This window comes from Cellulomonas sp. FA1 (assembly GCF_000986825.1).
GTDB classification, from domain to species: domain Bacteria; phylum Actinomycetota; class Actinomycetes; order Actinomycetales; family Cellulomonadaceae; genus Cellulomonas; species Cellulomonas iranensis.
In genome coordinates this window covers 3,050,123-3,073,728 of record NZ_LBMY01000001.1, presented here as the reverse complement: position 1 = coordinate 3,073,728, position 23,606 = coordinate 3,050,123, and the positions used below count along the sequence as shown (strand labels likewise).

Here is a 23,606-nt window from a genome sequence, read left to right as displayed (position 1 = left end):
CGGTTGCCTAGGCTCGTGGCAGGGCTTCGACCAAGGACGCGCGATGACCTGGTTCCTGCTTCTGGTGGTCTCGGTGGCACCGAGCGTCGTGCTGCTCGGTGTCTGGTCGCTGTTCCCGTCGCCGGACGAGCCGCCGCGCTGGCGCACGTGGCTGGCGGCGCGGCTCGAGGCGGTGGCCGCCCGCCTGCGGCACCCGGAGCCCGAGCCGTACGACCCGTTCCGGACCCTGCGCGTGCAGCAGCGGCTCGGCGCGGTCGCGGACCACGTGCGCCGGCTCGAGGTCGACGTGCACGCGTACGCCCGCGCCGAGCGCATCATCGCGTCGCGGCTCGCGTACGACGCGCTCCTGGCGGAGGCGTGCGGGCTGGCGGGCGTCGAGGTCCGGCCGGCGGCCCTGGGCGACGCGCAGGAGCGGTTCCGTGAGGAGGTCGAGCTCGCCGCGCGGGGCTGGACGTGGTGAGGCCGGACGTGGTGAGGCTGGACGAGGTGAGGCTCGACGAGGTGCCGCAGGACGAGGTGGGGCAGGGCCCGGCGCCGTCGGACGGGCGCCGTCAGCCCGCCAGGACGCGCAGCGTGCTCGGTCCCTCGGGGGTGGGGCGGATCTCGATGCGGTCGGCGACGGCCTGCTTGAGCGCCTCGACGTGCGAGACGACGCCGACGACGCGACCGCCGCTGCGCAGCCGGCCGAGCTCGGCGAGCACCTGGTCGAGCACGTGCGGGTCGAGCGCACCGAACCCCTCGTCCACGAACAGCGTGCCGAGCTCGACGCCGCCGGCCTCGGCGGTGACGACGTCGGCCATGCCGAGAGCGAGGCACAGCGACACGTAGAACGTCTCGCCGCCGGACAGCGTGCGCGGGTCGCGCGCGCGCTCGGTGCGGTGGTCGACGACCCGCATCGACAGGCCGGTCGTGCGGGTGCGCACGTCCTCCTTCTCGTCGGAGCGCACGAGCTCGTAGCGGCCGTCGGACATCACGGCGAGCCGGTCGTTCGCGGCGGCGACGACGTCCTCGAACCGGCGTCCGTGCACGTACGTCGCGAGCGAGAGGGCGTGCGCGTTGTCGCTGCCGGTGCCGGCGGCGAGGTTGGCCATGCGGGTGACGGGCGCGGCCGCGGCGACGGCCGTGTCGAGCGCGTCCGCGGCCGTCCGGACGCGTGCCGCGGCGTCCGCGGCGGCGGTCGCGCGGGCGGCTGCGACGCGCGCCCGCCCGTCCAGCTCGTCGAGCGCGGCGCGGGCGGTGCGCTCGACGCGCTCGGCCGCGGCGACGTCGAGCTCGACGCGCTCGGGCAGCGCGACGAGGTCCGGCTCGGCGAGGGCCGCCGCGACACGTGCCGCCGCCGCGCTGTGCGCGAGGACGCGCCGCTCGAGGTCGGCGAGCACGTCGGCCGGGCACCACGCGGCGTGCGCGGCGTCGTGGTCGGCGAACCCGTGCTCGGCGACGGCGCGGTCGGCCTCGTCGCGGCGACGGCGCGCGTCGGCCGCGGCGGCGCGCTCGGCGTCCAGCGCGCCCAGCAGGTCGTCGGCGCGCTGCGCGAGCGCCTCGAGCGCGGCGTGCCGCGCGGCGACGGTCGGGTGGTCGCCCCGCGCCTCGAGCACCTCGGCCTCGGCGCGCGCGAGCGTGTCGCGCTCGGTCTCGAGCCGCAGCTCGGCGGTCCGCACCTGCGCGAGGACCTCGTCCCGGAGCGTCTCGCGGTCCCGGGTCGCGGCGTCGTGGTCGCGCAGGTCGGCGTCGAGCGCGGTCGCGCGTGCGGCCGCCGCCGTCGCGTCGGCCACGCGCCGCTCGGCGTCCTGCACGAGCCCGGCGACCGACGCGGCGTCGTGCGGGCCGGTGCGGGCCGCGAGGCCGGCGACGCGCTCGGCGAGGCCGGCCCGGTGCGCGCCGGCCTCGGCGACGACGCGCTCGGCGGCCGCACGCACGGCCTCGGCGGCGGACACCCGGTCGGCCGTGACGTGGTCGGCCCCGACCGACGCGGGAGCCGGGTGCTCGACGGCGCCGCACACGGGGCACGCGTCGCCCGGCACGAGCGTCGCGGCGAGCTCGCCGGCGAGGCCCGCGACACGCGCGGACCGCAGCGCGCTCTCGGCCTGCACCGCGGCGAGCGCGTCGTCGGCGGCGGCGCGCACGGCGGCCTCGGCCTCGGTGAGCTCCCGGCGCGCGGCGGCGAGCGCGGTGACGTCGGCGGCGAGCGCGCGGGCCGCGGCGAGCGCCGTCGCGGCCGCCTCGGCACCCGCGGCCGCCGCGCGCGCGGCGTCCCGCTGCTGCTCGACGGCGGCGCGCGCGGCGGGGCGCTGCGCGAGCCACTCGGTGGCCGCCGCGGCCTCGGCGCGCAGGTCGTCCAGCACGGCCGCGAGGTCGCGCACCGTGCGCCGGCGCGCGACGAGGCCCGCCTCGGTCTCGACCGTCCGTCGCAGGGCCGCGGCGTCCTCGGCCGCGTCGGTGCGCGCGGCGCGCAGGTGGGTGCGCCACGCGTCGAGCACCCGCTCGGCGTCGGCGTCCGGCCCGGGCGCGGCCGACGCCCCGGCCGTGCCGGCGGCGGGACCGTCGGGCGTCGTGCCGGCAGCGGCGGGACCGTCGGACGCCGTGCCGGCAGCGGCGGGACCGTCGGGCGTCGTGCCGGTCGTCGCGGCCAGCAGGGTCGTGACGTCGGCGACGTCCCCGACCCGCAGCAGCGCGGCCGGTGCGACGTCGGCCGTCGCGACGAGGGCCTTGAGCGCGCCCTCGTGCGCGGTGCAGGCGTCGCGCCAGCCGGTGAGCAGGGGCCGGACGGCTGCGGCGGCGCGCGCGAGGCCGAGGCATCGCACGTCGTCGGCGTGCTGCTCGGCGGCGTCGGCGAGGAGCGTGCGCTCGGCGTGCAGCGCGGCACGGCGCGCGACGAGCCCGGCCAGGCGCCGCTCCTCGTCGTGCGCGGTCCGCGCGCTCTGCCACGCCGCGCGGGCCGCGTCGGCACGCGCGGCCACGTCGGCGGCCGATGACGTGAGCCCGCCCGTGGTCGCCGTGACGGCGTCCGCGACACGCGCCGCGACGGGTGAGCCGACCACCGCCTCGTCGAGCAGCGCGCGGGCCGCCGCCTGCTCGTCGGCGTCGAGGCCGCACGCGCCCAGCAGGTGCTCGACCGCGTGCCCGAGCGCCGTGCGCGCCGCCTCGACCGTGCGGGCCGACTCGGCGCGCAGCGCAGCCAGCCGCTGCTGCATCAGCTCGTACACCTGCGTGCCGAAGATCTTCTGGAGCAGCACGCGCCGCTCCTCGCCCGTCGCGCGCAGGAACCGCGCGAACTCGCCCTGCGGCAGCACGACCGTCTGCACGAACTGCGTGCGGTCCAGGCCGACCACGCGCTGCAGCTCGGCACCGACCTCGTCGAGCCGCGTGCCCAGCAGCTCGCCCACGCCCTCGAGCGCGTCGGGGGCGCCCGCGACGTCGGCGTCGGCCGGCAGGCGCCACGCCTTGACGCTCGCCTGCGCGGTCGTCGTGCCCGTGCCGCGCCGCTTCGCCCGCTGGTACGCGGGCGTCCGCCGCACGCGGTACACGCCCGACGGCACCTCGAACACCAGGTCGACGACGCTCTCGACGTCGTCCGCCGCGTACGCCGAGCGCAGCCGCTCGTCGGACGCGTCCGCACCGGCGACCTTGCCGTACAGCGCGAACACGACGGCGTCGATGAGCGTGGACTTGCCCGCACCCGTCGGCCCCTCGAGCAGGAACAGCCCCGAGGCGGCCAGCGCGTCGACGTCGACCGTGTGACGGCCCGCGAACGGGCCGATCGCCTGGACGGTGAGCGAGCGCAGGTGCATCAGGCGCTCCGCTCCGCCGCGAGCACGTGCTCGTGCGCGGCGCGCAGCACGGCACGCTCGGCGTCCGTGGGCGCGCCGCCGGTGACGTGCGTGACGAAGTCCGCGGCGACCTGCACGGGGTCGGCCGCTGCGGTGACGAGCGCGAGCCGCTCGCGCGCGTCGTCGGGCCGGTCGGGGCGGTGCTGCACGACGAGCGCGTGCGCGAACCGCTGCCGGACCCGGCGGAACAGCTCGGCCGGGCGTGCCGCGTCGGTGACGGTGACGCGCACCCAGTCGTCGACGTGCGGCTCGCCCGTGGCGCCCAGCAGGTCGTCGAGCGTGCCCGTGAGGTCCGTCAGCCGCCGCGGCACGGGTGCGGGCAGGAGGGTCGTGACCGGGGCGTCGCCCGCGAGGTCGACCAGCACGGTGGACTTGGTCTGGTGGCGCTCCGAGAACGAGTACGCCAGGGGCGAGCCCGAGTAGCGCAGCGTCGTGCCGGCGGGACCGCCCACGACCTGCGGGCCGTGCAGGTGCCCGAGGGCGACGTAGTCGGCCCCCGCGAACACCGCGGCCGGCACGTGGTCCACGCCGCCGACGCGGATGTCCCGCTCCGACTCGCTGGCCAGGCCGCCGACGACGAACGCGTGCGCCGCGACCACGACCCGCCGCCGGTCGCCGCCCGCGGCACGCGCGGCTGCGTCGGCGCGCACGCGCGCCATCGCCGCGGTCGTCACGGCCTCGTGCGAGCGCGCGAGCAGCGCACGCGACCCGTCCGGAGCGACCGGTGCGAGCTCGGCCCGGCACACGTCCGGGTCGAGGTAGGGCAGGCCGTACACGAGCACGTCCCCGACCTCGACCGGCTCGGCGAGCGACGCGACGCGCGTGCGCAGCCGCACGCGCTCGCGCATGAGCGCGGCGCCGAAGCCCAGGCGCGTCGCCGAGTCGTGGTTGCCCGACGTCACGACGACCGTCGTGAGCTCCGCGAGGCGCGCGAGCGTGTCGGACAGCAGCGTGACGGCCTCGACCGGCGGGATCGCCCGGTCGTACACGTCGCCCGCGACGACGACCGCGTCGACGGACTCGCTGCGCACGACGTCGACCAGGTGGTCGAGGTAGGCGGACTGGTGGTCCAGCAGGTCGACCCCGTGCAGGGTCCGGCCCAGGTGCCAGTCCGACGTGTGCAGCAGCCGCATGCGGCGAACCTAACCGAGCCCACCGACACCGTCGGGGACGACGCCGTGGGTCAGGCGGGGGCGTCGCCCTCGTCGGGGATCGCGGTGCCGAGGCCGACCATGTCGAGCACGTCGCGCAGCACGCGGTGCGGGTCGCGCAGCGTGAGCGGGATCTGCGCCTCGCTGGCCGCGAGGTGCAGCTGCAGCACGAACGCGACTCCCGACGAGTCGACGAACGTCGCCTCGGTCGCGTCGACCAGCAGGGGCAGCCCGCTCATGAGCGCGAGCCCCATCGACGCGGACGCGGACTCCCGCAGCGACGCGTCGATCTCCCCGACCAGGCAGACCACGGCCTTGTCCTCGCGGTGCTCGACGCGGATCGCGTGCTCCACGGTCATCGTCTGCTCCACGGTCGACGGCATGGGCTCGACGACGCTCGTCAGCTCCGTCATGTGGCGTTCGTGCTCCTCGTGCCTCGGGTCGGTACGTCGTCGTACCGGGGTGCGACGGGCGGATCGACGCTACCTGCGCCCTCCGACACCCGCGCGCCGAACGGCGACAAGGACCTGCCATCCCTCGCCACAACGCGCGGCGCACCGCGCGCGTTCCCGCACCCTACTCCTGCCGCACCCGGGCTTGACCCCCGCTTGACCCGAGGCCCGGGGGACGGGGACCCGGGGTCGGACCGTCACTCGGCCTCGCCGACCTCCGCGACGGTCGCACCCAGCGCGGCCACGAGGTCGTCGACCGCGAGCTCGATCCCGACGCCGTGCCCGCCGCCGCCGATCGACACCGTCCGCCCCGCGGCCCGCGCGTCGACGACGACCGGCCACGTGCGCGTCGTGCCGAACGGCGTGATCGTGCCGCGCTCGAAGCCCGTGACGTCCTTGGCGACCGCCGCGTCCGGCATCGACAGCCGGTTGACGCCGAGCAGCGCCCGCAGACGAGGCCACGAGATCGTGCGGTCCCCCGGCAGCAGCACCAGCAGGTAGTCGTCGTCGCCGCGGCGCACGACGATCGTCTTCACGAGGTCCGCCGGTGCGATCCCGCGCGCCGCCGCGGCCTCCACGAGCGAGCCGACGCGCCCGTGCCGCGTGCGCACGTACGGCACGCCCGCGGCGTCGAGGGCCTCGACCACGCGGCGCTCGCCGTCGGTGCGCAGCTCGGAGTCGGGCGTCGCGGGCACGGTCGGGTCGCTCATGCGGCCACGGTAGCCCCGGCGAGGCGCGAGGGACGGGCCACGCGCAGCCCCGACCTCTAGCCCCGCGCGAGGGCGACGGCCGCGAGGACCAGGACGAGCGGCACGGCGACCGCGAGCACGGGGCCCCAGACGCGCAGCGCGGCGCGGCGCGGGCGCACCGGCGCCACCGCGGGCGCAGCGGCGAAGGCGGTGAGCCAGTCCTGCTCGGGGGTCCACCGCTGCTCGGGCGCGGGGGTGGGCTGCGGGATCCACGCGGCAGCCGGCTCCCAGGAGGTGCCGGACCCGGGTGGGCGTCCACGCGAGGCCTCGCCCTCGGGGCGGCCCGCGCGCCACGGACCGACGCGGCCCTCGCGGTCGTCGCGGTCCGCCGAGTGCGCGTCGTCGTGACGTCGTCGCGCCGCAGGCTCACCCGCCAGGTCGGGCCACCCCGACGCCCCGGGCCGGCTCGGCGCGGCCGCGTGCCGGGGCTGCGTGCCGTTGCGCCATGCCGCACCGTGCGCGTCGCGTGGCTGCTGCGGGCCGGGCGACGGCGGCGGCCACGGGTGGTCGAGCACGCTGCCTCCGCTCCGTCGCCGTCGGCCGATCCGGACGAATCACCCAACGACCAGCATGCCGTCCGGACGAGCGACACGCCCCGCCCTTCACCCGAAAGGGCTACCCCTCGTCGCGCACCCGGCGACGCCACCCACGCTCGGCCACCCGCGCACGGCCGCCGCCCCCTCCGGCGACGGACAGCCGCACGGACGACGGACACCTGCGTGCCGCTGTCCGCCGTGCCGTACCGCTGTCCGTCGCGGAGCGGGTGGCGGGACGGCGCAGGAGGCCGGCGGGCGGAGAGGCACGCGGGCGCGGATCACGACGGGAGCCGCCCGCGGCGGGAGCGAGCCCGGCGGGGGCGGACCGCGGCGGGGCGGACCCCGGCGAGGGTGGACCGCGGGCGGGAGCGCCGCCGGGCTGGTTCCATGAGCGCACGCGTGCGGACGGTGCCCGCCGCGCGACGTACGGTGCGGAGGGAGAACGCGTGCTGAACAGCCTCGTCGTCGGGGTCCTGCTGATGAACCTGTTCGCGGCGGCGCTGGTGGTCGCGCGGGCCCCCGTCTACCGGACACGGCTGTACCGCCCGATGCTGCTCAACCTCGCGCTGTCCGTCGCGCCGTTCGTCGTGCTCGCGGTCGCCGTCGTGGTGCTGCTGCCGCTGATCTCCCGCGGCGCACCGCCCGCCGTCGTGTGGGGCTCCGGGATCGTCCTCGGGGTCGTGTGGCTGCTCATGCTGCCGAACGCGGGGTACCTCATCACCGAGCTCAACCTCAACCACCGGCGCGAGGGCGAGCGCGTGCCCGAGTGGTACGACGTGCTGCTCGTCCTGGTGCTCGCGATGTCGGGCGTGCTGACGACCGTGCTCAACGTGTTCCTCGTGATCCTCGCGTGGGTGATCCTGCGGTACGGGGACACCGTCGCGCCGCTCGCCGGTACGGAGGCCCGCGCGGTCGAGGCGGTCGTCCTGCTGCTCGTCGCGTTCGGGATCTACCTGGGCCGGCACGTGCGCCTGAACTCGTGGGACGTGAAGCACCCGACGCACCTGGTCCGCAAGGTCGTGCGGCACCTGCGCACGCCCGGGCGCCTGGGGGACGCGATCGGGTTCACGCTGCTCGGGGCGCTGTTCTTCGGCCTCATGTACCTCGTGGTGGTCGGGCCGGTCGTGCAGGGGCTCGTGGAGCTCGAGCGCCTGCGCTGACGGGCCGCGTCGCCGGCGCCCGGCCCACCGCGACCCGTGCACGACGGGTCGGCATCCACCTCCCTGACGTGCGCGGACGCGCGTCCCGGCGTTCGATGACGGCATGACGTCCTCCCGCCGTCGCCGCACGCGTGCCGGCACGCGTGACGCGCACCGCGCCGCCCGCCGCGCCCGCGGCGCCGCGCTCGTCGCCGGGGCGTTCGCCCTCGTCGCCCTCACCGGCTGCGGCGCGGACGCCCCGACGTTCCCGACCGACCCCGACGGCACGCTCGAGCGCGTGCGCGGCGGCGAGCTGCGCGCCGGCCTCTCGCCGCACGAGCCGTGGACGACGCTCGGCCCGGACGGGTCGCCCGACGGCGTCGAGGTCGCGCTCGTCGAGGACTTCGCGGACTCGCTCGGCGCGGACGTCACGTGGACCACCGGCGGTGAGGAGGCGCTCGTCGCCGACCTCGAGGAGGGCCGGCTCGACGTGGTCGTGGGCGGGTTCACGGCGTCGACGCCGTGGACGTCGAAGGCCGCGGTGACGGTGGCCTACACGACCGTCACGGACGAGCACGGCAAGCCCGAGGGGCACGTCGTGCTCGCGCCGATGGGCGAGAACGCGTTCCTCGTCGCGCTCGAGCGGCACCTGCTCGACCAGGAGGTGACGGCGCCGTGACGCAGGGAGCCGTGCAGCAGTCGTTCCGGTTCGGCAACACCGAGCTGCCGCCCGACGCGCAGCGCGCACGCCGCCGCGCGGTGCGGCTCGCGTGGCTGACGATCGGGTTCCTCGTCACGGCAGTGACGGCGACGTACCTCGTCATGGGCAGCTCGCAGGCCATGAAGGCCGCGTGGGCGGAGGACCTGCTGTCGTTCATCCCGCCTGTCGCGTTCCTGGTGGCGCTGCACGTCACGGGCAGGGTGCCGAGCGAGCGGCACCCCTACGGCTACCACCGGTCGGTCGGCGTCGGTCACCTGGTGGCCGCGACGGCGCTGCTGACGATGGGCGCGTTCCTCGTGTTCGACTCGCTGTCGGGCCTGCTGGCCGGCGAGCACCCGCCCGTCGGGCTGATCGTCGTGCTGGGGCACGAGATCTGGGCGGGCTGGCTGATGGTCGCGGTCCTCGCGTACACGATCGTGCCGCCCGTGCTGCTGGGCCGCGCCAAGATGCCGCTCGCCGAGCAGCTGCACGACCGCGTGCTCTACGCCGACGCCGACATGAACAAGGCCGACTGGATGACCGCCGTCGGCGGGATCGTGGGCGTGCTCGGCATCGGTGCGGGCCTGTGGTGGGCCGACGCGGTCGCCGCGCTGTTCATCTCCGGCAGCATCCTGCACGACGGCGTCCGCAACCTGCGCTCGGCGGTCGCGGCGCTCATGGACGCACGCGCCACGACGGTCGACGGCACGCAGCCGCACCCGTTGCACGACCGCATCGACGCGACCCTGCGGGCGCTGCCGTGGGTCGCGCAGGCGCAGTCCCGCGTGCGCGACGAGGGGCACGTGTTCCACGTCGAGGCGTTCGTCGTGCCGCGCGACGGCATACCCACGCAGGCGCAGCTGCAGCACGCGTGGCACGCCGTCGCCGGGCTCGACTGGAAGGTGCAGGACCTCGTCGTCGTGCCGGTCGACGAGCTGCCGGAGGAGCTGCTTCCCGGACTGCGGGGCGCCACCGGAGCGAGACCGGGCTGAGGAACGTTCTGCGGCCGCACGGATGCGGTGAGCCCGGTCTCGCGGACCCCGCGTCCCGGTATTCGGCGTGAGCCCCGCCGGGACGCCTGGGAGGATGGTGGGTCGTGAGCACGTCCGACCCCACCCCCGCCGACGTCCCCGCCGACGCCGACGCCGGCAGCCCGGCGGCCGACGGTGCGGAGACGCGGCGTCGTGCGCCGCGGCGGCGTGGGGGTCGCGGACGGCGGGGCGAGGGTTCCGCGCGCGAGAGCACGGACGGCGTGGCCACGGCCGGTGAGGGCACGGCCGGCGGCGGCGCTCCACGTCGCGCGCGCGACGGAGCACGACGCAATGAGGCACGACGCGACGGAGCACGACGCGACGACGACGCGACCCGCGCCGCAGCCCGCGACGCGCACCTGGCCCGCACGGCGCAGGCCCGCGCGGACGTCGCGCTCCCCCCGATCGTCTACCCCGAGCAGCTGCCCGTCTCGGCGCGGCGCGACGAGATCGCCGCGGCCCTGCGCGACCACCAGGTGGTGGTCGTCGCGGGCGAGACCGGGTCGGGCAAGACGACGCAGATCCCGAAGATCGCGCTCGAGCTGGGCCGGGGCCGCGCGGGGCAGATCGGCCACACGCAGCCGCGGCGGATCGCGGCGCGCACGGTCGCCGAGCGCATCGCCGACGAGCTCGGGGTCCCGCTGGGCGGCGTCGTGGGCTACCAGGTGCGGTTCACGGACGAGTCGAGCGACTCGACGCTCGTCAAGGTGATGACCGACGGCATCCTGCTCGCGCAGATCCAGCGCGACCCGATGCTGCGGATGTACGACACGCTCATCATCGACGAGGCGCACGAGCGCAGCCTCAACATCGACTTCATCCTCGGGTACCTCACGCGGCTGCTGCCGCAGCGACCCGACCTCAAGCTCGTCATCACGTCGGCGACGATCGACTCCGACCGGTTCGCACGGCACTTCGGCGCCCCGCCGAGCGACGAGCACCCCGACGGCGTGCCCGCGCCGGTCGTCGAGGTCAGCGGCCGCACCTACCCGGTCGAGATCCGGTACCAGCCGCTGTCCCCCGACGACGGCCCGGACCGCGACGTGGTCACGGGCATCACGGAGGCCGTCGACGAGCTCATGGCCGAGGGCCCGGGCGACGTCCTGGTGTTCCTGTCGGGCGAGCGCGAGATCCGCGACGCCGAGGACGCGCTGCGCGGGTCCCTGGGACCGCGGGTCAGCGACCCGCGGCACGCGCTCGGCGTGGACGTCGTGCCGCTGTACGCGCGGCTCTCGGCCGCCGAGCAGCGGCGCGTGTTCGAGCCGCACACGCGCCGCCGCGTGATCCTCGCGACCAACGTCGCCGAGACGTCGCTGACGGTGCCGGGCGTGCGGTACGTCGTCGACCCCGGCACGGCGCGCATCTCGCGGTTCTCCAAGGCGACGAAGGTGCAGCGGCTGCCGATCGAGCCGGTGTCGCAGGCGTCCGCCAACCAGCGGTCCGGGCGCTCGGGCCGTGTCGCACCGGGCGTCGCGATCCGGCTGTACTCGCAGGAGGACTTCGAGTCCCGCCCCGAGTACACCGAGCCGGAGATCCTGCGCACGTCGCTCGCGTCGGTGATCCTGCAGATGATCGCGGTGGGCGTCGTGACGTCGCCCGACGAGGTCGTCGACTTCCCGTTCGTCGACCCGCCCGACGTGCGCTCGGTGCGTGACGGCGTCGTGCTGCTCACCGAGCTCGGTGCGCTCGAGGAGCGCCACGGCCGCACGCAGCTCACCGAGACGGGGCGCGCGCTGGCGCGCCTGCCGATCGACCCGCGCCTGGCGCGCATGGTCGTCGAGGCGGGGCGCCGCGGCGTCGCGCGCGAGGTGCTCGTGGTGACGGCCGCGCTGTCGATCCAGGACCCGCGCGAGCGGCCCGCCGAGCAGCGCGAGACCGCCGACGCGATGCACCGCCGGTTCGCCGACCCGACGTCCGACCTGCTGACGTACCTCAACCTGTGGACGTACCTGCGCGACCGGCAGCGCGAGCTGTCGGGGTCCGCGCTCCGGCGGCTGTGCAAGGCCGAGCACCTGCACTACCTGCGCGTGCGCGAGTGGCAGGACGTCGTCGCGCAGCTCCGGCAGATGGCCAAGGACCTGGGCTTCGACGCCAAGGGCGCGCCGGTGCCCGCGTCGTCCGACGTCCCCGCGGCAGCGGGCCACGGCCGCGACGGGCGTCGCGACGGCGGCCGGCACACCCCGACCGGTGCGCCCACGCAGGAGTCCGCCGAGCGCACCGGCCCCGACGGCGTGCAGACCCGCTGGTCGTGGGACGGCGACGCGATCCACCGCGCGATGCTGCCCGGTCTGCTGTCGCAGGTCGGCATGCAGCTCGTCACCGACGTCGCCGCCGCCCCCGCCAAGGGCCGCGACGGCAAGCCGCGCCGCCCCGACGCGCGCGCCCGCAACGAGTACCTCGGCGCGCGCGGTGCGCGGTTCGCGATCTTCCCCGGCTCGGGGCTGGCGCGCCGCCCCCCGTCGTGGGTCATGGCGGCCGAGCTCGTCGAGACGTCGCGCCTGTGGGCGCGGGACGTCGCGCGCGTCGACCCCGCGTGGGTCGAGGAGGCCGCCGCGCACCTCGTGAAGCGCACCTACTCCGAGCCCGCGTGGTCCACGCGCCAGGGCGCGGCGATGGTCGACGAGAAGGTGCTGCTGTACGGCGTGCCCGTGGTCGCGCAGCGGCGCGTGCTGCTCGCGAAGATCGACCCCGAGCACGCGCGCGAGCTGTTCCTGCGGCACGCGCTCGTGCAGGGCGAGTGGACCACGCACCACCGGTTCTTCCACGAGAACCGGCGGCTGCTCGCCGAGGCCGAGGCGCTCGAGGCGCGCGCCCGCCGCCGCGACCTCGTGGTCGACGACGACGCGCTGTTCGACTTCTACGACGCGCGCGTGCCCGCCGACGTGGTCTCGGCACGGCACTTCGACCGGTGGTGGAAGGACGCACGCCGCGCCGACCCCGACCTGCTGACGTACACGCGTGACCTGCTGGTCGGCGAGGACGCCGCCGACATCGACGAGCAGGCGTTCCCGTCGCGCTGGCCGCAGGGCGACCTGTCGTTCCCGCTGACGTACCAGTTCGAGCCCGGGACCGAGGCCGACGGCGTCACCGTGCACGTCCCGTTGTCGCAGCTGCCGCGCGTGCGGCCCGAGGGCTTCGACTGGATGGTGCCCGGCATGCGTGCCGAGCTGCTGACCGCGACGATCCGCGCGCTGCCCAAGCCCGTGCGCGTGCAGCTCGTGCCCGCGCCGGACGTCGCGCGCGCGGTCGACGCGTGGCTCGACGAGAACGCCGCGACCTGGGAGGACACGGTGCGCGCGGCCGACGCGGCGCCGTCGTTCCGGGAGATGTTCGCGCGCGCCGTGCGAGCGCTGCGCGACGTCGAGGTGCCGCCCGACGCGGTCGACGAGGACCGCCTGCCGGCGCACCTGCGCATGACGTTCCGCGTGGTCGGCGACCGCGGCGGCGTGATCGACGAGGGCACCGACCTGCTCGCGCTGCAGCGCCGCAACGCGGACCGCGCGCAGGACGCCGTCGCGTCGGCCGTGCGCACCGCCGTACGGGCCGCGATGGAGGAGGCCGCCGCGCCGGCCGGTGCCGCGGTCCCCGCGTCCGACGCGACCCCCGCACCGGCGACGTCGGGGCGGTCCGGCCCCACGCCCGCCGCGGTCGCGCGCGGGAAGCACGGCCCCGGGCCGACGCTCGAGCGCACCGGCCTGACGACCTGGCCGGCCGACCTGCCGGGCGCGCTGCCCGACGTCGTCGAGGCGCCCTCCGCGGCCGGCGACGTGGTGCGCGCCTACCCGACGCTCGTCGAGGAGGGCACCGGCCCGCGCGTGAGCGTCGCGCTGCGCGTGCTGGCCGACGCGGCCGCGGCCGAGTCCGCCGCGCGCCGTGGTCTGCGTCGGCTGCTCCTGCTCGACGTGGGCCTCGCGACGCCCCGCGTGACGTCGCGCTGGACGGGCACGCAGGCGCTCGCGCTCGCGGCGTCGCCGTACGCGTCGACCGACGCGCTGGTCACGGACGTGCAGCTCGCGGCCGTCGACCGGATCATGGCCCGCCACCTGGCCGGGCGCCCCGCACGCGACGTCCGCGACGCCGACGGCTACGCCGCGCTGCGTCAGGCGGTCCGCGACACGCTCGAGGACGACACGCACCGCGTCGTCGCCGACCTCGTCGCCGTGCTCACGGCGTGGCGCGAGCTCGACGCCGACGTGCGCGGCTCCGCGAGCCTCGCGCTGCTCGCGACCGCGCAGGACCTGCGCGGCCAGTCGGCCGCGCTCGTGCACGACGGCTTCGTCTCCGAGGTCGGTGCCGACCGGCTGCCGCAGCTGGGCCGGTACCTGCGCGCCGCGCGGCACCGCCTGGCCAAGGCCGCCGAGAACCCGCAGCGCGACGCGGACCTCGCGTGGCAGGTGCAGGACGTCGAGGACCTGTACGTCGCCGCGCGCGAGCGAGCGCGCACCGCGTCCCCCGACCCCGCGCGGGACGCCGCGCTCGACGACGTGCGGTGGCTGGTCGAGGAGCTGCGCGTGAGCCTGTTCGCGCAGCAGCTCGGCACGCCCGTGCCGGTCTCGCCGACGCGCATCCGTAAGGCGCTGGCGGCGCTCGGCGCGTGACGCGACGCGCCCGCCGCGACGTCCCGGCGGGGTCGCCGCGAGGCGACGCCGCGTCGGACCGCGGCCGGTGCGGTCGCGCGCGCGGCAGCGCTGCCTAGGCTGACCGGATGGCCACCGTCCTGCTCGTCCGCCACGGCCGCACCGACGCCAACGTCCGGGGGGTCCTCGCCGGGCGGACCCCGGGCGTGCTGCTCGACGACGTCGGGCACGGCCAGGCCGGGCGCACCGCCGAGCGGCTCGCCGTCGTGCCGCTCGTCACGGTCGTGACGAGCCCGCTGGAGCGGTGCCGGCAGACGGCGGACGCGCTGCTCGCCCGGCAGGCCGGCACGCCGACGCTCACGGTCGACGACGCGCTCACCGAGTGCGGGTACGGCGACTGGCAGGGCCGGTCGCTCGCGGACCTGGCGCGCGAGCCGCTGTGGGCGACGGTGCAGTCGTACCCGTCGGCCGTGACGTTCCCGGACGGCGAGTCGCTGGCGGCGATGCAGGCGCGGGCCGTGGCGGCGGTGCGCGCGCACGACGCCGCGGTCGAGCGCGAGCACGGCGCCGGGGCGGTGTGGGCGGCCGTCAGCCACGGCGACGTCGTCAAGGCGGTCCTCGCCGACGCGCTCGGCCTGCACCTCGACCTGTTCCAGCGCCTCGACGTCGGGCCCGCGTCGGTCTCGATCGTCCAGTACGGGCCCGGGCGCCCGCGCGTCGTCACCACGAACAGCTCGTCCGACGACCTCGGCTGGCTCGCGGCCGCCCGCCCCGCCGACGACGCACCGGTCGGCGGCGGTGCGGGTCACGTCTCGACCGACGCGACGCGCTGACCGTTCGTACACTCGAAAGATGACCACCCGCGTCCACGAGTTCGACTGGCCGGACCGCGTCGTCGTCGGCACCGTGGGCCGCCCCGGCGAGCGCACGTTCTACCTGCAGGCGCGCATGGGCGCCCGGTCGTCGAGCGTCGTGCTGGAGAAGCAGCAGTCCGCCGCGCTCGCCGACCTCATCGAGGAGCTGCTCGACGACCTCGCGAACGACGCGGACAACCCCGTCTCCGTCCCGCGCGAGACCCCGCCCGAGCTCGTCGACGACGACCCGCTGGACCCGCCCGACGACGCGCTGTTCCGCACCGGGACGATGCGCCTGGGCTGGGACCCGCGCACGATGCAGGTGGTCGTCGAGGCGTTCCCGCTGCAGGAGGCGCCGGACGACGACGACCCGCTCGCCCTCGCGGACGCCGACGAGGACGAGCCCGAGGAGGCCCTGCTGGTGCGCATGCCGGTGGGCACCGCGCGGGCGTTCGTGCAGCGCACGCGCCGCGTCGTGGGCGCCGGGCGACCCGCGTGCCCGCGGTGCGGCCTGCCGGTCGACCCGGACGGTCACGTGTGCGACCCGCTCGACGGCGCGTGACCGACCCGGACGACGCGCACGACGTCGACACCCTCGACGGCGAGCTGGTGGTCGTCGGTCGCGTGACCACGGCGTCCAACGCGACGTTCGTCGGGACCGTCGGCGACGTGCAGGTCGTCTACAAGCCGGTGGCCGGCGAGCAGCCGCTGTGGGACTTCCCCGACGGCACGCTGGCCCGCCGCGAGGTCGCGACGTACCGCGTCTCGCAGGCGCTGGGATGGGACGTCGTGCCGCGCACGTGGCTGCGCGACGGGCCGCTGGGCCCCGGCATGGTGCAGCTCTGGCAGGACGCCGACCCGGAGCAGGACCCCGTCGACGTGGTCCCGACGACGGCCGTGCCGCCCGGGTGGCGCACGGTCCTCGAGGGCGCCGACGAGCGCGGCCGCCCGGTGGCCGTCGTCCACGAGGACTCCCCCGCGCTGCGCCGCATGGCCGTGCTCGACGTGCTCGTCAACAACGCCGACCGCAAGGGCGGGCACGTGCTGCCCGTCGCGGGCGGCCACCGCTACGGCGTCGACCACGGCGTCACGTTCCACACCGAGCCCAAGCTGCGGACCGTGCTGTGGGGATGGGTGGGCGAGGACCTCGACGCGCAGGAGCGAGCGGGCGTCGAGCGCGTGCTCGACGGCGTGCACGGTGCGCTGGGCGACGAGCTGGCGGCGCTGCTGGACGGCGCCGAGGTCGACGCGCTGGTCGCGCGGTGCGAGCGGCTGCTCGCGAGCGGGCGGTTCCCCGGGCCGGAGGCGGCGTCGTCGCCGGTGCCGTGGCCGCTGTTCTGAGCCGGCCCGCCGCGCACGCGCGGTCCCGCGCCTGGCGGGTGCGCTGACGGTCCGGCCCGGCCGTGTCCGGCCGCACGGTGGCGGGGGTCGCGGGCCCGGGTGAGCATCGAGCATGACCGACGCGCGGGACCACGACCTCGTCCTGCTCGGCGCGAGCGGGTTCGTGGGCCGGCTGGTCGCCGAGCACGTCGCCCGCCACGCACCGCCGGGCACGCGCGTCGCGCTGGCGGGACGCAGCCGCGCGCGGCTCGAGGAGGTGCGGGCGGCGCTGCCGGACGTCGCGCACGGCTGGCCCGTCGTCGTCGCCGACTCCGCGGACGACGCCGCGCTGGCCCGGCTCGCGCGCTCGACCCGCGCGCTGCTGTCGACCGTGGGCCCGTACGCGCGGCACGGCCTGCCGCTGGTCGGGGCGTGCGCGGCGGCCGGCACGCACTACGCGGACCTCACGGGCGAGGCGACGTTCGTGCGCGCGGCCGTCGACCGGTACGGCGCGGCGGCGCGGGCCTCGGGCGCGCGGCTCGTGCACGCGTGCGGCTACGACTCGGTGCCCTCGGACCTGGCGGTGCACCTGCTGCACGCGCGGGCCGCCGCCGACGGCGCCGGCGAGCTGGTCGACGTGCGGCTGCGCGCCCGCGCGCGCGGCGGGGTCTCGGGCGGCACGGTCGCGTCGATGCGCGGCGTGCTCGACGACGCGCGACGCTCGGCCACGACCCGCCGGCTGCTGCGGGACCCGTACGCGCTGAGCCCCGACCGGGGCGCCGAGCCCGACGTCCCGCAGCCGCGGACGCTCGCGCCGCCGCGGCGCGCGGCCGACGGCCGGTGGGCGGGCCCGTGGGTCATGGCGTCGTTCGACGGGCAGGTGGTGCGGCGCAGCAACGCGCTGACCGGGTGGGCGTACGGGCGCGGGCTGCGGTACGGCGAGGTCGTGGACACGGGCCCGGGCGCCCGCGGCGCCGCCCTGGCCGGGGGGGTCGCCGCGGGCCTGGTGGTGGGCGGCGGGCTGCTGCTGGTCCCGGGCGTCGGACGGGCGCTGGAGCGCGTGCTGCCGGCGCCGGGCACGGGCCCCGACGCGGCCACGCGTGCGCACGGGTGGTTCCGCTCCGAGGTGCGCGCGACGACGACGTCGGGGCGTCGGTACACGGCCGTGGCGGCCGGTCCGGGCGACCCGGGGTACGCCGCGACGTCCGTCATGCTCGGGCAGGCGGGTCTCGCGCTCGCGCTCGACGGCGACCGGCTGCCGGACCGCGCGGGCTCGCTGACCCCCGCGACCGCGCTCGGCGACGTGCTCGTCGCCCGGCTGCGCGCCGCCGGGCACACGTACGCGGCCGACGAGGCGACGCCCGTCGCCTGACCGCCGCACGGCGCACGCCGCACGACAGGCACGCCGACGGACACTCCCCCGGTCGACGGACACCCGCGCGCGCGTGTCCGTCGACCCGTACCGCTGTCCGTCGACGTGTGGGGGTCCGCCACGCGTGGGGGTCCGCCATGTGTGGGGGTCCGACCACGCGTGGGGTCCGACGACGGGGCGACCGTGCGTCAGGCGGCGGGCTCGACGGGGCCGTCGCGGCCCGCCAGCAGGTCGCCGCACGACACCTGCTGCGCCGTCGTGACGACCGGGTCGTCCGCCGCGGCACCCGTCGCGACCTGCTCGGCCGCGCCGTTGCGCGCGGTGCGGCCGCCGTCGCCCAGGTCGACCCACGTGCGCGTGACCGTGAACGTGCCGCCGTCGGCGCTCACGGCGTCGAGGCCCGCGAGGCGCAGCGCACCGCCGTCCTGCGTGCAGCCGACGCCCGTGCCCTGGCCCGCGAACCCGCGGTCGAACGTGTACGCCTGGCCCTGCGCGTTGGTGGGCGCCACGAGCCCGCAGTCGACGACCGACCACAGCCGGGCCTCGCGCCCGAGGTCGACGAGCACGACGGGGATCGCGTCGGCCTGCACGCGCTGCACGACGGCCGACGCGGGCACCGGGCTCGCCGAGTCGATCGCGGCCGAGAACGTCGCGCCCGACGCGGTGGTGACGCCGATGCGACGGTCGGCGCCGCCCGTGAGCCACGCCTGGTCGGGGCGTCCGTCGCCGTCGACGTCGACGACCTCGCGGACGTCCGCGCCGGCGGGCGGCCCGTCGCCCGTCGGGGCGCAGCCCGCGGTCGTGGCCGGCGACGCGGCCGGGGTCGCGCTCGGGCTCGCCGGTGCGGTCGGTGTCGTGGCCGCCGGGGTCGGCGTGGGCGACGTCGTGGGGGCCGCCGTGCCGTCGTCGCCGCCGCGTGTCAGGAGCAGCGCGACGACGACGCCGACGAGCACGACGACCGCGACGGCCCACGGCCACCAGGGCGCGCGGCGGGTGGGACCGGGACCGGGAGTGGCGGGTGCTGCCGGTGTGCTCATGCAGCCCTGCCTACTCCGGTTGCCCGGGGCACGCACCTCGGACGGATCCGGGCCGACCCCAGGCCCGCCCGGCGGGCGGCGACGCACGGCGGCGTGAACCGCCACGCGGGGTGTCGGCGGGACGGGCCAGACTCGTGCCATGACGACCACGGCCCCCTCACCCGACGCGACGCCCGCGGCACCGCTGGCGCAGGACGAGCCGTTCCGGTGCTTCGGCTCCGGCGACCCGGTGTACGCGGCCTACCACGACGACGAGTGGGGCGTCCCGGTCCACGACGAGCACGCGCTGTACGAGCGGATCTCGCTCGAGGCGTTCCAGTCGGGCCTCGCGTGGATCACGATCCTGCGCAAGCGGCCGGCGTTCCGCACGGCGTTCGCCGGGTTCGACCCCGAGGTCGTGGCGACCTTCGGCGAGGACGACGTCGCGCGGCTCATGGCGGACGCGGGGATCGTGCGCAACCGCGCGAAGGTCGACGCGACGATCGCGAACGCCCGCGCGCTGCTCGCGCTGCACGACTCCGGCCGCACGCTCGACGAGGTGCTGTGGTCGCACGCGCCCACGGCGCCCCGCGAGCGCCCGCGCAGCTACGCCGACGTGCCCGCGCGGACCGCCGAGTCGGCCGCGCTGGCCAAGGAGCTCAAGTCGCTCGGCTTCCGGTTCGTCGGCCCGACCACCGCGTACGCCGCGATGCAGGCGTGCGGCGTGGTCGACGACCACCTCGCGGCGTGCGTCGTGGTGGCCGGGTGACCCCGCGTCCCCCGGGTGGCGCGCGCGCTGCTCCGGCGGGGTGACGCGTGGGGTGAACAAGCGTCCGGCGGCCGACGGGGCCCTTCCCACCGCCGCTAAGGTCGCCCCCATGACCCACCACGCGCACCCGGACGGGCAGCACGACCCCGTGCAGGCCGCGCACGAGGCGTGGTGGACGGCGGGCGAGCCCGACCCGCAGGTGCTCGCGGCCGTGCACGAGGGCCTGCACGACGTCCCCGTGATGACCCCGGCGACGTCCTGGTTCGGTCTGCCGCACCAGCGCACGGCACGCGAGGCGCTGCCCTCGCTGCACCGCCGCCGCCGCTGACCCCTGCCGTCCACCCGGCGTCGCCCCGGGCGGTCGGCGTGCGACGAGCTGTTCCGACCCACTCCGGCCCGTCGGAGCCGGGAGGGCCGCCGACCGAACGAAGTCGTCTCACTGAACGAGAAGCGCTGTCCGCCATCCGGGCATGGCCGCTAGCATCGTCGTCGACCATCCAGAGCGGCTGAGAGACCTGGCTCCGCGACGCCGCAGCAACCCCCCTCCCTGCGAGGGTGTGGGTGCTTCCGCCAGGAACGATGGAGTGACGATGACCGTCTGCGCCCTGGCGACCGACCCCTCGTGCAGCCCGTGCTGCCCCGTGAGCGCACGCACCGCGTGCCTCCCGGGCCGCACCCGATGACCCTCGTGGCCGAGGTCGAGGCACCCGCCCCGCCGCCCGCCCGGGCCGCCGGCCGGCGCGCCGAGCAGGCGGGCGCCCTCGACCGGCCCACCGTGTCCTTCGAGCTCTTCCCGCCCCGGAACCCCGACGCCGCGCCGCGGCTCTGGCGCACGGTGCGCGAGCTCGAGACCGTCGAGCCCGACTTCGTGTCCGTGACCTACGGCGCGTCGGGCCGCACGCGCGAGACCACGCGCGTGCTCGTGCGGCGCCTGCTGCGCGAGACGTCGCTGACCCCGATCGCGCACCTGACCTGCGTGGGCACCTCGCGCGACGAGGTCACGACGATCGTCGAGGAGTTCCTCGACGAGGGCGTGCGCTCGTTCCTCGCGCTGCGCGGCGACCCGCCCGCGGGCGAGCCGGACTGGCGTCCGCACCCCGACGGCGTGCACACCGCCGCCGAGCTGGTCGAGCTGCTCCGCGAGATCGAGGGCCGCCGGTGCGGCCGCTCCGCGTCGCAGGCGGTGCGCGCCCGCGTCCGCCCGCTGTCCGTGGCGGTCGCGGCGTTCCCGCGCGGCAACCACGCGACCGGCGGCACACGCGCGCAGGACGTGCAGGCGCTGCTCGCCAAGCAGGAGGCGGGCGCCGACTTCGCGATCTCGCAGGTCTTCTTCGACGCCGAGGCCTACCTCGGTCTCGTCGCCGAGGCGCGCGAGGCCGGCGTCACCATCCCGATCGTGCCGGGGATCATCCCCACCACCGACCCGGCCCGCCTGCTGCGCGTGCAGGAGCTGACGGGCGTGCCCGTGCCGCAGCGCCTGCTCGACCTGCTCGGCGGCACCGACGACCCCGCGGAGCGCCACCGGCGCGGCACGCGCGCCGGTGTCGACCTGGTCAACGGCGTGCTGGACGGCGGCGCGCCCGGCGTGCACGTCTACACGTTCAACACCCACGAGGCGGCGCTCGACCTGCTCGACGGCGCCGACCTCGTCGGCGGACGGCGCACCACCGTCGCCGACCCCGCCCCGCCCACGACCACCGCACCCACGACCACGGCCGCGCCCACCGGCGCCGCCTCGACGACTCCGCGAGGGAACCTGTCATGACCAGCACCACGCCCGCCGCGCCGGCCACCCCGGCCTTCCCCACCGGCTCCGTCCTCGGCTACCCCCGCATCGGCCCGCGCCGCGAGCTCAAGAAGGCCCTCGAGGCGTTCTGGGCCGGCCGCAGGACGGCCGACGAGGTCGAGGCCGTGGCCGCCGACCTGCGCCGGCGCACCCGCGCCCGCCTCGCCGAGCTCGGCCTCGCGACCGACGCCCCCGCGATCCCGAGCGCGTTCTCGTTCTACGACCACGTGCTCGACACGGCCGCGCTCGTCGGCGCCGTGCCCGCCCGCTTCGCCGACCTGCAGGACGCCGACGGGCGCCTCGACCTCGCCGGGTACTCGACGGTCGCGCGCGGCCGCGGCGACGACCTGCCGCTCGAGATGACCAAGTGGTTCGACACGAACTACCACTACCTGGTCCCCGAGATCGGCCCGGGCACGGCGTTCCGCTACGCGTCGGACCGCCCGGTCGCCGAGTTCGCCGAGGCGCTCGCCGACGGCGTGCTCACGCGTCCCGTCGTCGTCGGCCCCGTGACGTTCCTCGCGCTCGCGAAGCCCACCGAGGACGCGCCCGCGGGCTTCCACCCGCTCGACAGGCTCGACGACCTGCTGCCGGTCTACGCGCGCCTGCTCACCGAGCTCGCCGCCGCGGGCGCGACGTGGGTGCAGCTCGACGAGCCCGCGCTCGTCTCCGACTCGATCGGCGTCGACGCGGCGGTGCTGGCCGAGGCCACGACCCGCGCCTACCGCGCGCTCGCGACCGAGCTCGCACGACCCGAGCGGCCCGCAGTCCTCGTCGCGGCGCCCTACGGCGACCTGGGCGCGGCGCTGCCCGTGCTCGCGGCCACCGACGTCGAGGGTCTCGCGATCGACCTCGTGCGCGGCGACGCGCCCACGGTCCCGGTGCCCGGCCTGGCCGGCAAGACGCTCGTCGGCGGCGTCGTCGACGGCCACAACATCTGGCGCGCGGACCTCGACGCGAGGCTCACGGTGCTCGAGCAGCTCGCGGGCCTCGGTGCGGCCGCCGTCGCGGTCGGCACGTCGACGTCGCTGTTCCACGTGCCGCACACGCTCGACGACGAGCCCGCGCTCGACCGCACGCTCGTGCAGTGGCTCGCGTTCGCCGACGAGAAGGTCCGCGAGGTCGCGACGCTCGCGACGGGCCTGACCGAGGGCCGTGAGGCCGTGCGCACCGAGCTGCTCGCGGCGTCCGACGCGGTGCGCAGCCGCGCGACGGCACCCGGCGTGGTCCGGCCCGAGGTGCGCGAGCGCGCCGCCGCGCTCACCGACGACCAGTTCCGCCGCGGCCCGTTCGCGGCGCGCAAGGCCGCGCAGGCCGAGCGCCTGCGGCTGCCCGCGCTGCCGACCACGACGATCGGCTCGTTCCCGCAGACGCCCGAGATCCGCAAGGCCCGCGCCGCGTTCGGCAAGGGCGAGCTGTCGGCGGCGGCGTACGAGGACGAGATGAAGGCGGAGATCCGCCGGGTCGTCGAGCTGCAGGAGCGCATCGGCCTGGACGTGCTGGTGCACGGCGAGCCCGAGCGCAACGACATGGTGCAGTACTTCGCCGAGAACCTCGACGGGTTCGCGGTCACGCAGAACGGCTGGGTGCAGTCGTACGGCTCGCGCTGCACGCGCCCGTCGATCCTGTGGGGCGACGTGTCGCGGCCCGCACCCATCACGGTCGCGTGGACCACGTACACGCAGTCGCTCACCGACAAGCCCGTCAAGGGCATGCTCACGGGCCCGGTGACGATCCTCGCGTGGTCGTTCGTGCGCGACGACCAGCCGCTCGGCGACACCGCGAACCAGGTGGCGCTCGCGCTGCGCGACGAGATCGCGGACCTCGAGGCCGCGGGCATCGGCATCGTGCAGGTCGACGAGCCGGCGCTGCGCGAGCTGCTGCCGCTGCGCGAGAAGGACCACGCGGCGTACCTCGACTGGTCGGTGCGCTCGTTCCGCCTCTCGACGGCCGGCGTGCGCCCGGACACGCAGATCCACACGCACCTGTGCTACTCGGAGTTCGGCGAGATCATGGACGCGATCGACGGCCTCGACGCGGACGTGACGAGCATCGAGGCGGCCCGCTCGAAGATGGAGATCCTCGGCGACATCGCGGCGGCGGGCTACCCGCGCGCCGTCGGCCCGGGCGTGTACGACATCCACTCGCCCCGCGTGCCGTCGCAGGCCGAGGTCACCGAGCTGCTCACCGAGGCGGTCCGCACCATCGACGTCGACCAGCTCTGGGTCAACCCGGACTGCGGCCTCAAGACCCGCCGCTACGAGGAGGTCACGCCCTCGCTCGAGCACCTGGTCGAGGCGACCCGCACGGTCCGCGCGACGCTCTGA

At 76.9% G+C, this 23,606-nt stretch carries 19 protein-coding genes and 1 riboswitch; of the genes, 13 read left to right on the top strand and 6 right to left on the bottom strand.

Annotated features, from left to right (window positions below; all coding sequences use genetic code 11):
- Positions 1 to 43: 43 nt before the first annotated feature.
- Positions 44 to 460 carry a hypothetical protein gene (locus GY42_RS13800; RefSeq protein WP_046529762.1) on the top strand — a complete coding sequence of 139 codons (417 nt, stop codon included), beginning with the start codon at positions 44 to 46 and terminating at the stop codon, positions 458 to 460.
- Between the two features lie 91 nt (positions 461 to 551).
- Here the strand turns inward: GY42_RS13800 and GY42_RS13795 are convergent, their stop codons facing one another.
- The 5 genes from GY42_RS13795 to GY42_RS19500 all read right to left on the bottom strand — a co-directional run bounded on the left by GY42_RS13795 (position 552) and on the right by GY42_RS19500 (position 6,694).
- Positions 552 to 3,788, bottom strand: a complete 3,237-nt coding sequence (locus tag GY42_RS13795; RefSeq protein ID WP_046529761.1) for an AAA family ATPase — start codon at positions 3,786 to 3,788, stop codon at positions 552 to 554.
- Positions 3,788 to 4,960 (bottom strand): exonuclease SbcCD subunit D, encoded by a 1,173-nt coding sequence (locus tag GY42_RS13790; protein WP_046529760.1) that lies wholly within the window; start codon positions 4,958 to 4,960, stop codon positions 3,788 to 3,790. Before GY42_RS13790 ends, GY42_RS13795 begins: the two co-directional genes overlap by 1 nt.
- Positions 4,961 to 5,010: 50 nt before the next feature.
- Positions 5,011 to 5,391 (bottom strand): STAS domain-containing protein, encoded by a 381-nt coding sequence (locus GY42_RS13785; protein WP_082131564.1) that lies wholly within the window; start codon positions 5,389 to 5,391, stop codon positions 5,011 to 5,013.
- Positions 5,392 to 5,627: 236 nt separating this feature from the next.
- Positions 5,628 to 6,140, bottom strand: coding sequence for an aminoacyl-tRNA deacylase (locus GY42_RS13780; RefSeq protein WP_046529759.1), 513 nt, complete (start codon positions 6,138 to 6,140; stop codon positions 5,628 to 5,630).
- A gap of 56 nt (positions 6,141 to 6,196) precedes the next feature.
- Positions 6,197 to 6,694 (bottom strand): hypothetical protein, encoded by a 498-nt coding sequence (locus GY42_RS19500; protein WP_046529758.1) that lies wholly within the window; start codon positions 6,692 to 6,694, stop codon positions 6,197 to 6,199.
- A 467-nt stretch (positions 6,695 to 7,161) separates the two neighbouring features.
- On the opposite strand from GY42_RS19500, the gene GY42_RS19495 reads away from it, so the two are divergent.
- The 8 genes from GY42_RS19495 to GY42_RS13735 all read left to right on the top strand — a co-directional run bounded on the left by GY42_RS19495 (position 7,162) and on the right by GY42_RS13735 (position 17,708).
- The gene (locus GY42_RS19495) at positions 7,162 to 7,875 is read left to right on the top strand and encodes a DUF1361 domain-containing protein (RefSeq protein WP_052748403.1); all 714 of its coding nucleotides are present in this window, start codon (positions 7,162 to 7,164) and stop codon (positions 7,873 to 7,875) included.
- A 103-nt stretch (positions 7,876 to 7,978) separates the two neighbouring features.
- Positions 7,979 to 8,533 (top strand): transporter substrate-binding domain-containing protein, encoded by a 555-nt coding sequence (locus GY42_RS13765; protein ID WP_046529757.1) that lies wholly within the window; start codon positions 7,979 to 7,981, stop codon positions 8,531 to 8,533.
- Positions 8,530 to 9,546: a cation transporter gene (locus GY42_RS13760; RefSeq protein ID WP_046529756.1), complete on the top strand. Its 1,017-nt coding sequence runs from the start codon at positions 8,530 to 8,532 to the stop codon at positions 9,544 to 9,546. Before GY42_RS13765 ends, GY42_RS13760 begins: the two co-directional genes overlap by 4 nt.
- 104 nt (positions 9,547 to 9,650) lie before the next feature.
- Entirely contained in the window at positions 9,651 to 14,183 is a 4,533-nt protein-coding gene (hrpA, locus tag GY42_RS13755) for an ATP-dependent RNA helicase HrpA (RefSeq protein WP_046529755.1), read from the top strand.
- 107 nt (positions 14,184 to 14,290) lie between these two features.
- The gene (locus GY42_RS13750; protein ID WP_046529754.1) at positions 14,291 to 14,995 is read left to right on the top strand and encodes an MSMEG_4193 family putative phosphomutase; all 705 of its coding nucleotides are present in this window, start codon (positions 14,291 to 14,293) and stop codon (positions 14,993 to 14,995) included.
- Positions 14,996 to 15,014: 19 nt separating this feature from the next.
- The gene (locus GY42_RS13745; RefSeq protein ID WP_046529753.1) at positions 15,015 to 15,578 is read left to right on the top strand and encodes a DUF3090 domain-containing protein; all 564 of its coding nucleotides are present in this window, start codon (positions 15,015 to 15,017) and stop codon (positions 15,576 to 15,578) included.
- Positions 15,575 to 16,357 (top strand): SCO1664 family protein, encoded by a 783-nt coding sequence (locus GY42_RS13740; RefSeq protein WP_046529752.1) that lies wholly within the window; start codon positions 15,575 to 15,577, stop codon positions 16,355 to 16,357. Before GY42_RS13745 ends, GY42_RS13740 begins: the two co-directional genes overlap by 4 nt.
- Positions 16,358 to 16,469: 112 nt before the next feature.
- On the top strand, positions 16,470 to 17,708 hold the full coding sequence (locus tag GY42_RS13735; protein ID WP_046529751.1) for a saccharopine dehydrogenase family protein: 1,239 nt from the start codon (positions 16,470 to 16,472) through the stop codon (positions 17,706 to 17,708).
- A 188-nt stretch (positions 17,709 to 17,896) separates the two neighbouring features.
- Here GY42_RS13735 and GY42_RS18335 read toward each other — a convergent pair whose 3' ends face one another.
- Positions 17,897 to 18,745, bottom strand: coding sequence for a hypothetical protein (locus tag GY42_RS18335; protein WP_152667333.1), 849 nt, complete (start codon positions 18,743 to 18,745; stop codon positions 17,897 to 17,899).
- A 139-nt stretch (positions 18,746 to 18,884) separates the two neighbouring features.
- On the opposite strand from GY42_RS18335, the gene GY42_RS13725 reads away from it, so the two are divergent.
- From GY42_RS13725 to metE, 4 genes are all read left to right on the top strand, one after another.
- Positions 18,885 to 19,493 (top strand): DNA-3-methyladenine glycosylase I, encoded by a 609-nt coding sequence (locus GY42_RS13725; protein WP_082131563.1) that lies wholly within the window; start codon positions 18,885 to 18,887, stop codon positions 19,491 to 19,493.
- 109 nt (positions 19,494 to 19,602) lie between these two features.
- Positions 19,603 to 19,821 (top strand): hypothetical protein, encoded by a 219-nt coding sequence (locus tag GY42_RS13720; protein ID WP_046529750.1) that lies wholly within the window; start codon positions 19,603 to 19,605, stop codon positions 19,819 to 19,821.
- Between the two features lie 162 nt (positions 19,822 to 19,983).
- Positions 19,984 to 20,090, top strand: a riboswitch (SAM riboswitch).
- An 82-nt stretch (positions 20,091 to 20,172) separates the two neighbouring features.
- On the top strand, positions 20,173 to 21,258 hold the full coding sequence (locus GY42_RS13715) for a methylenetetrahydrofolate reductase (protein WP_046531003.1): 1,086 nt from the start codon (positions 20,173 to 20,175) through the stop codon (positions 21,256 to 21,258).
- Positions 21,255 to 23,606, top strand: coding sequence for a 5-methyltetrahydropteroyltriglutamate--homocysteine S-methyltransferase (gene metE / locus GY42_RS13710; RefSeq protein ID WP_046529749.1), 2,352 nt, complete (start codon positions 21,255 to 21,257; stop codon positions 23,604 to 23,606). Before GY42_RS13715 ends, metE begins: the two co-directional genes overlap by 4 nt.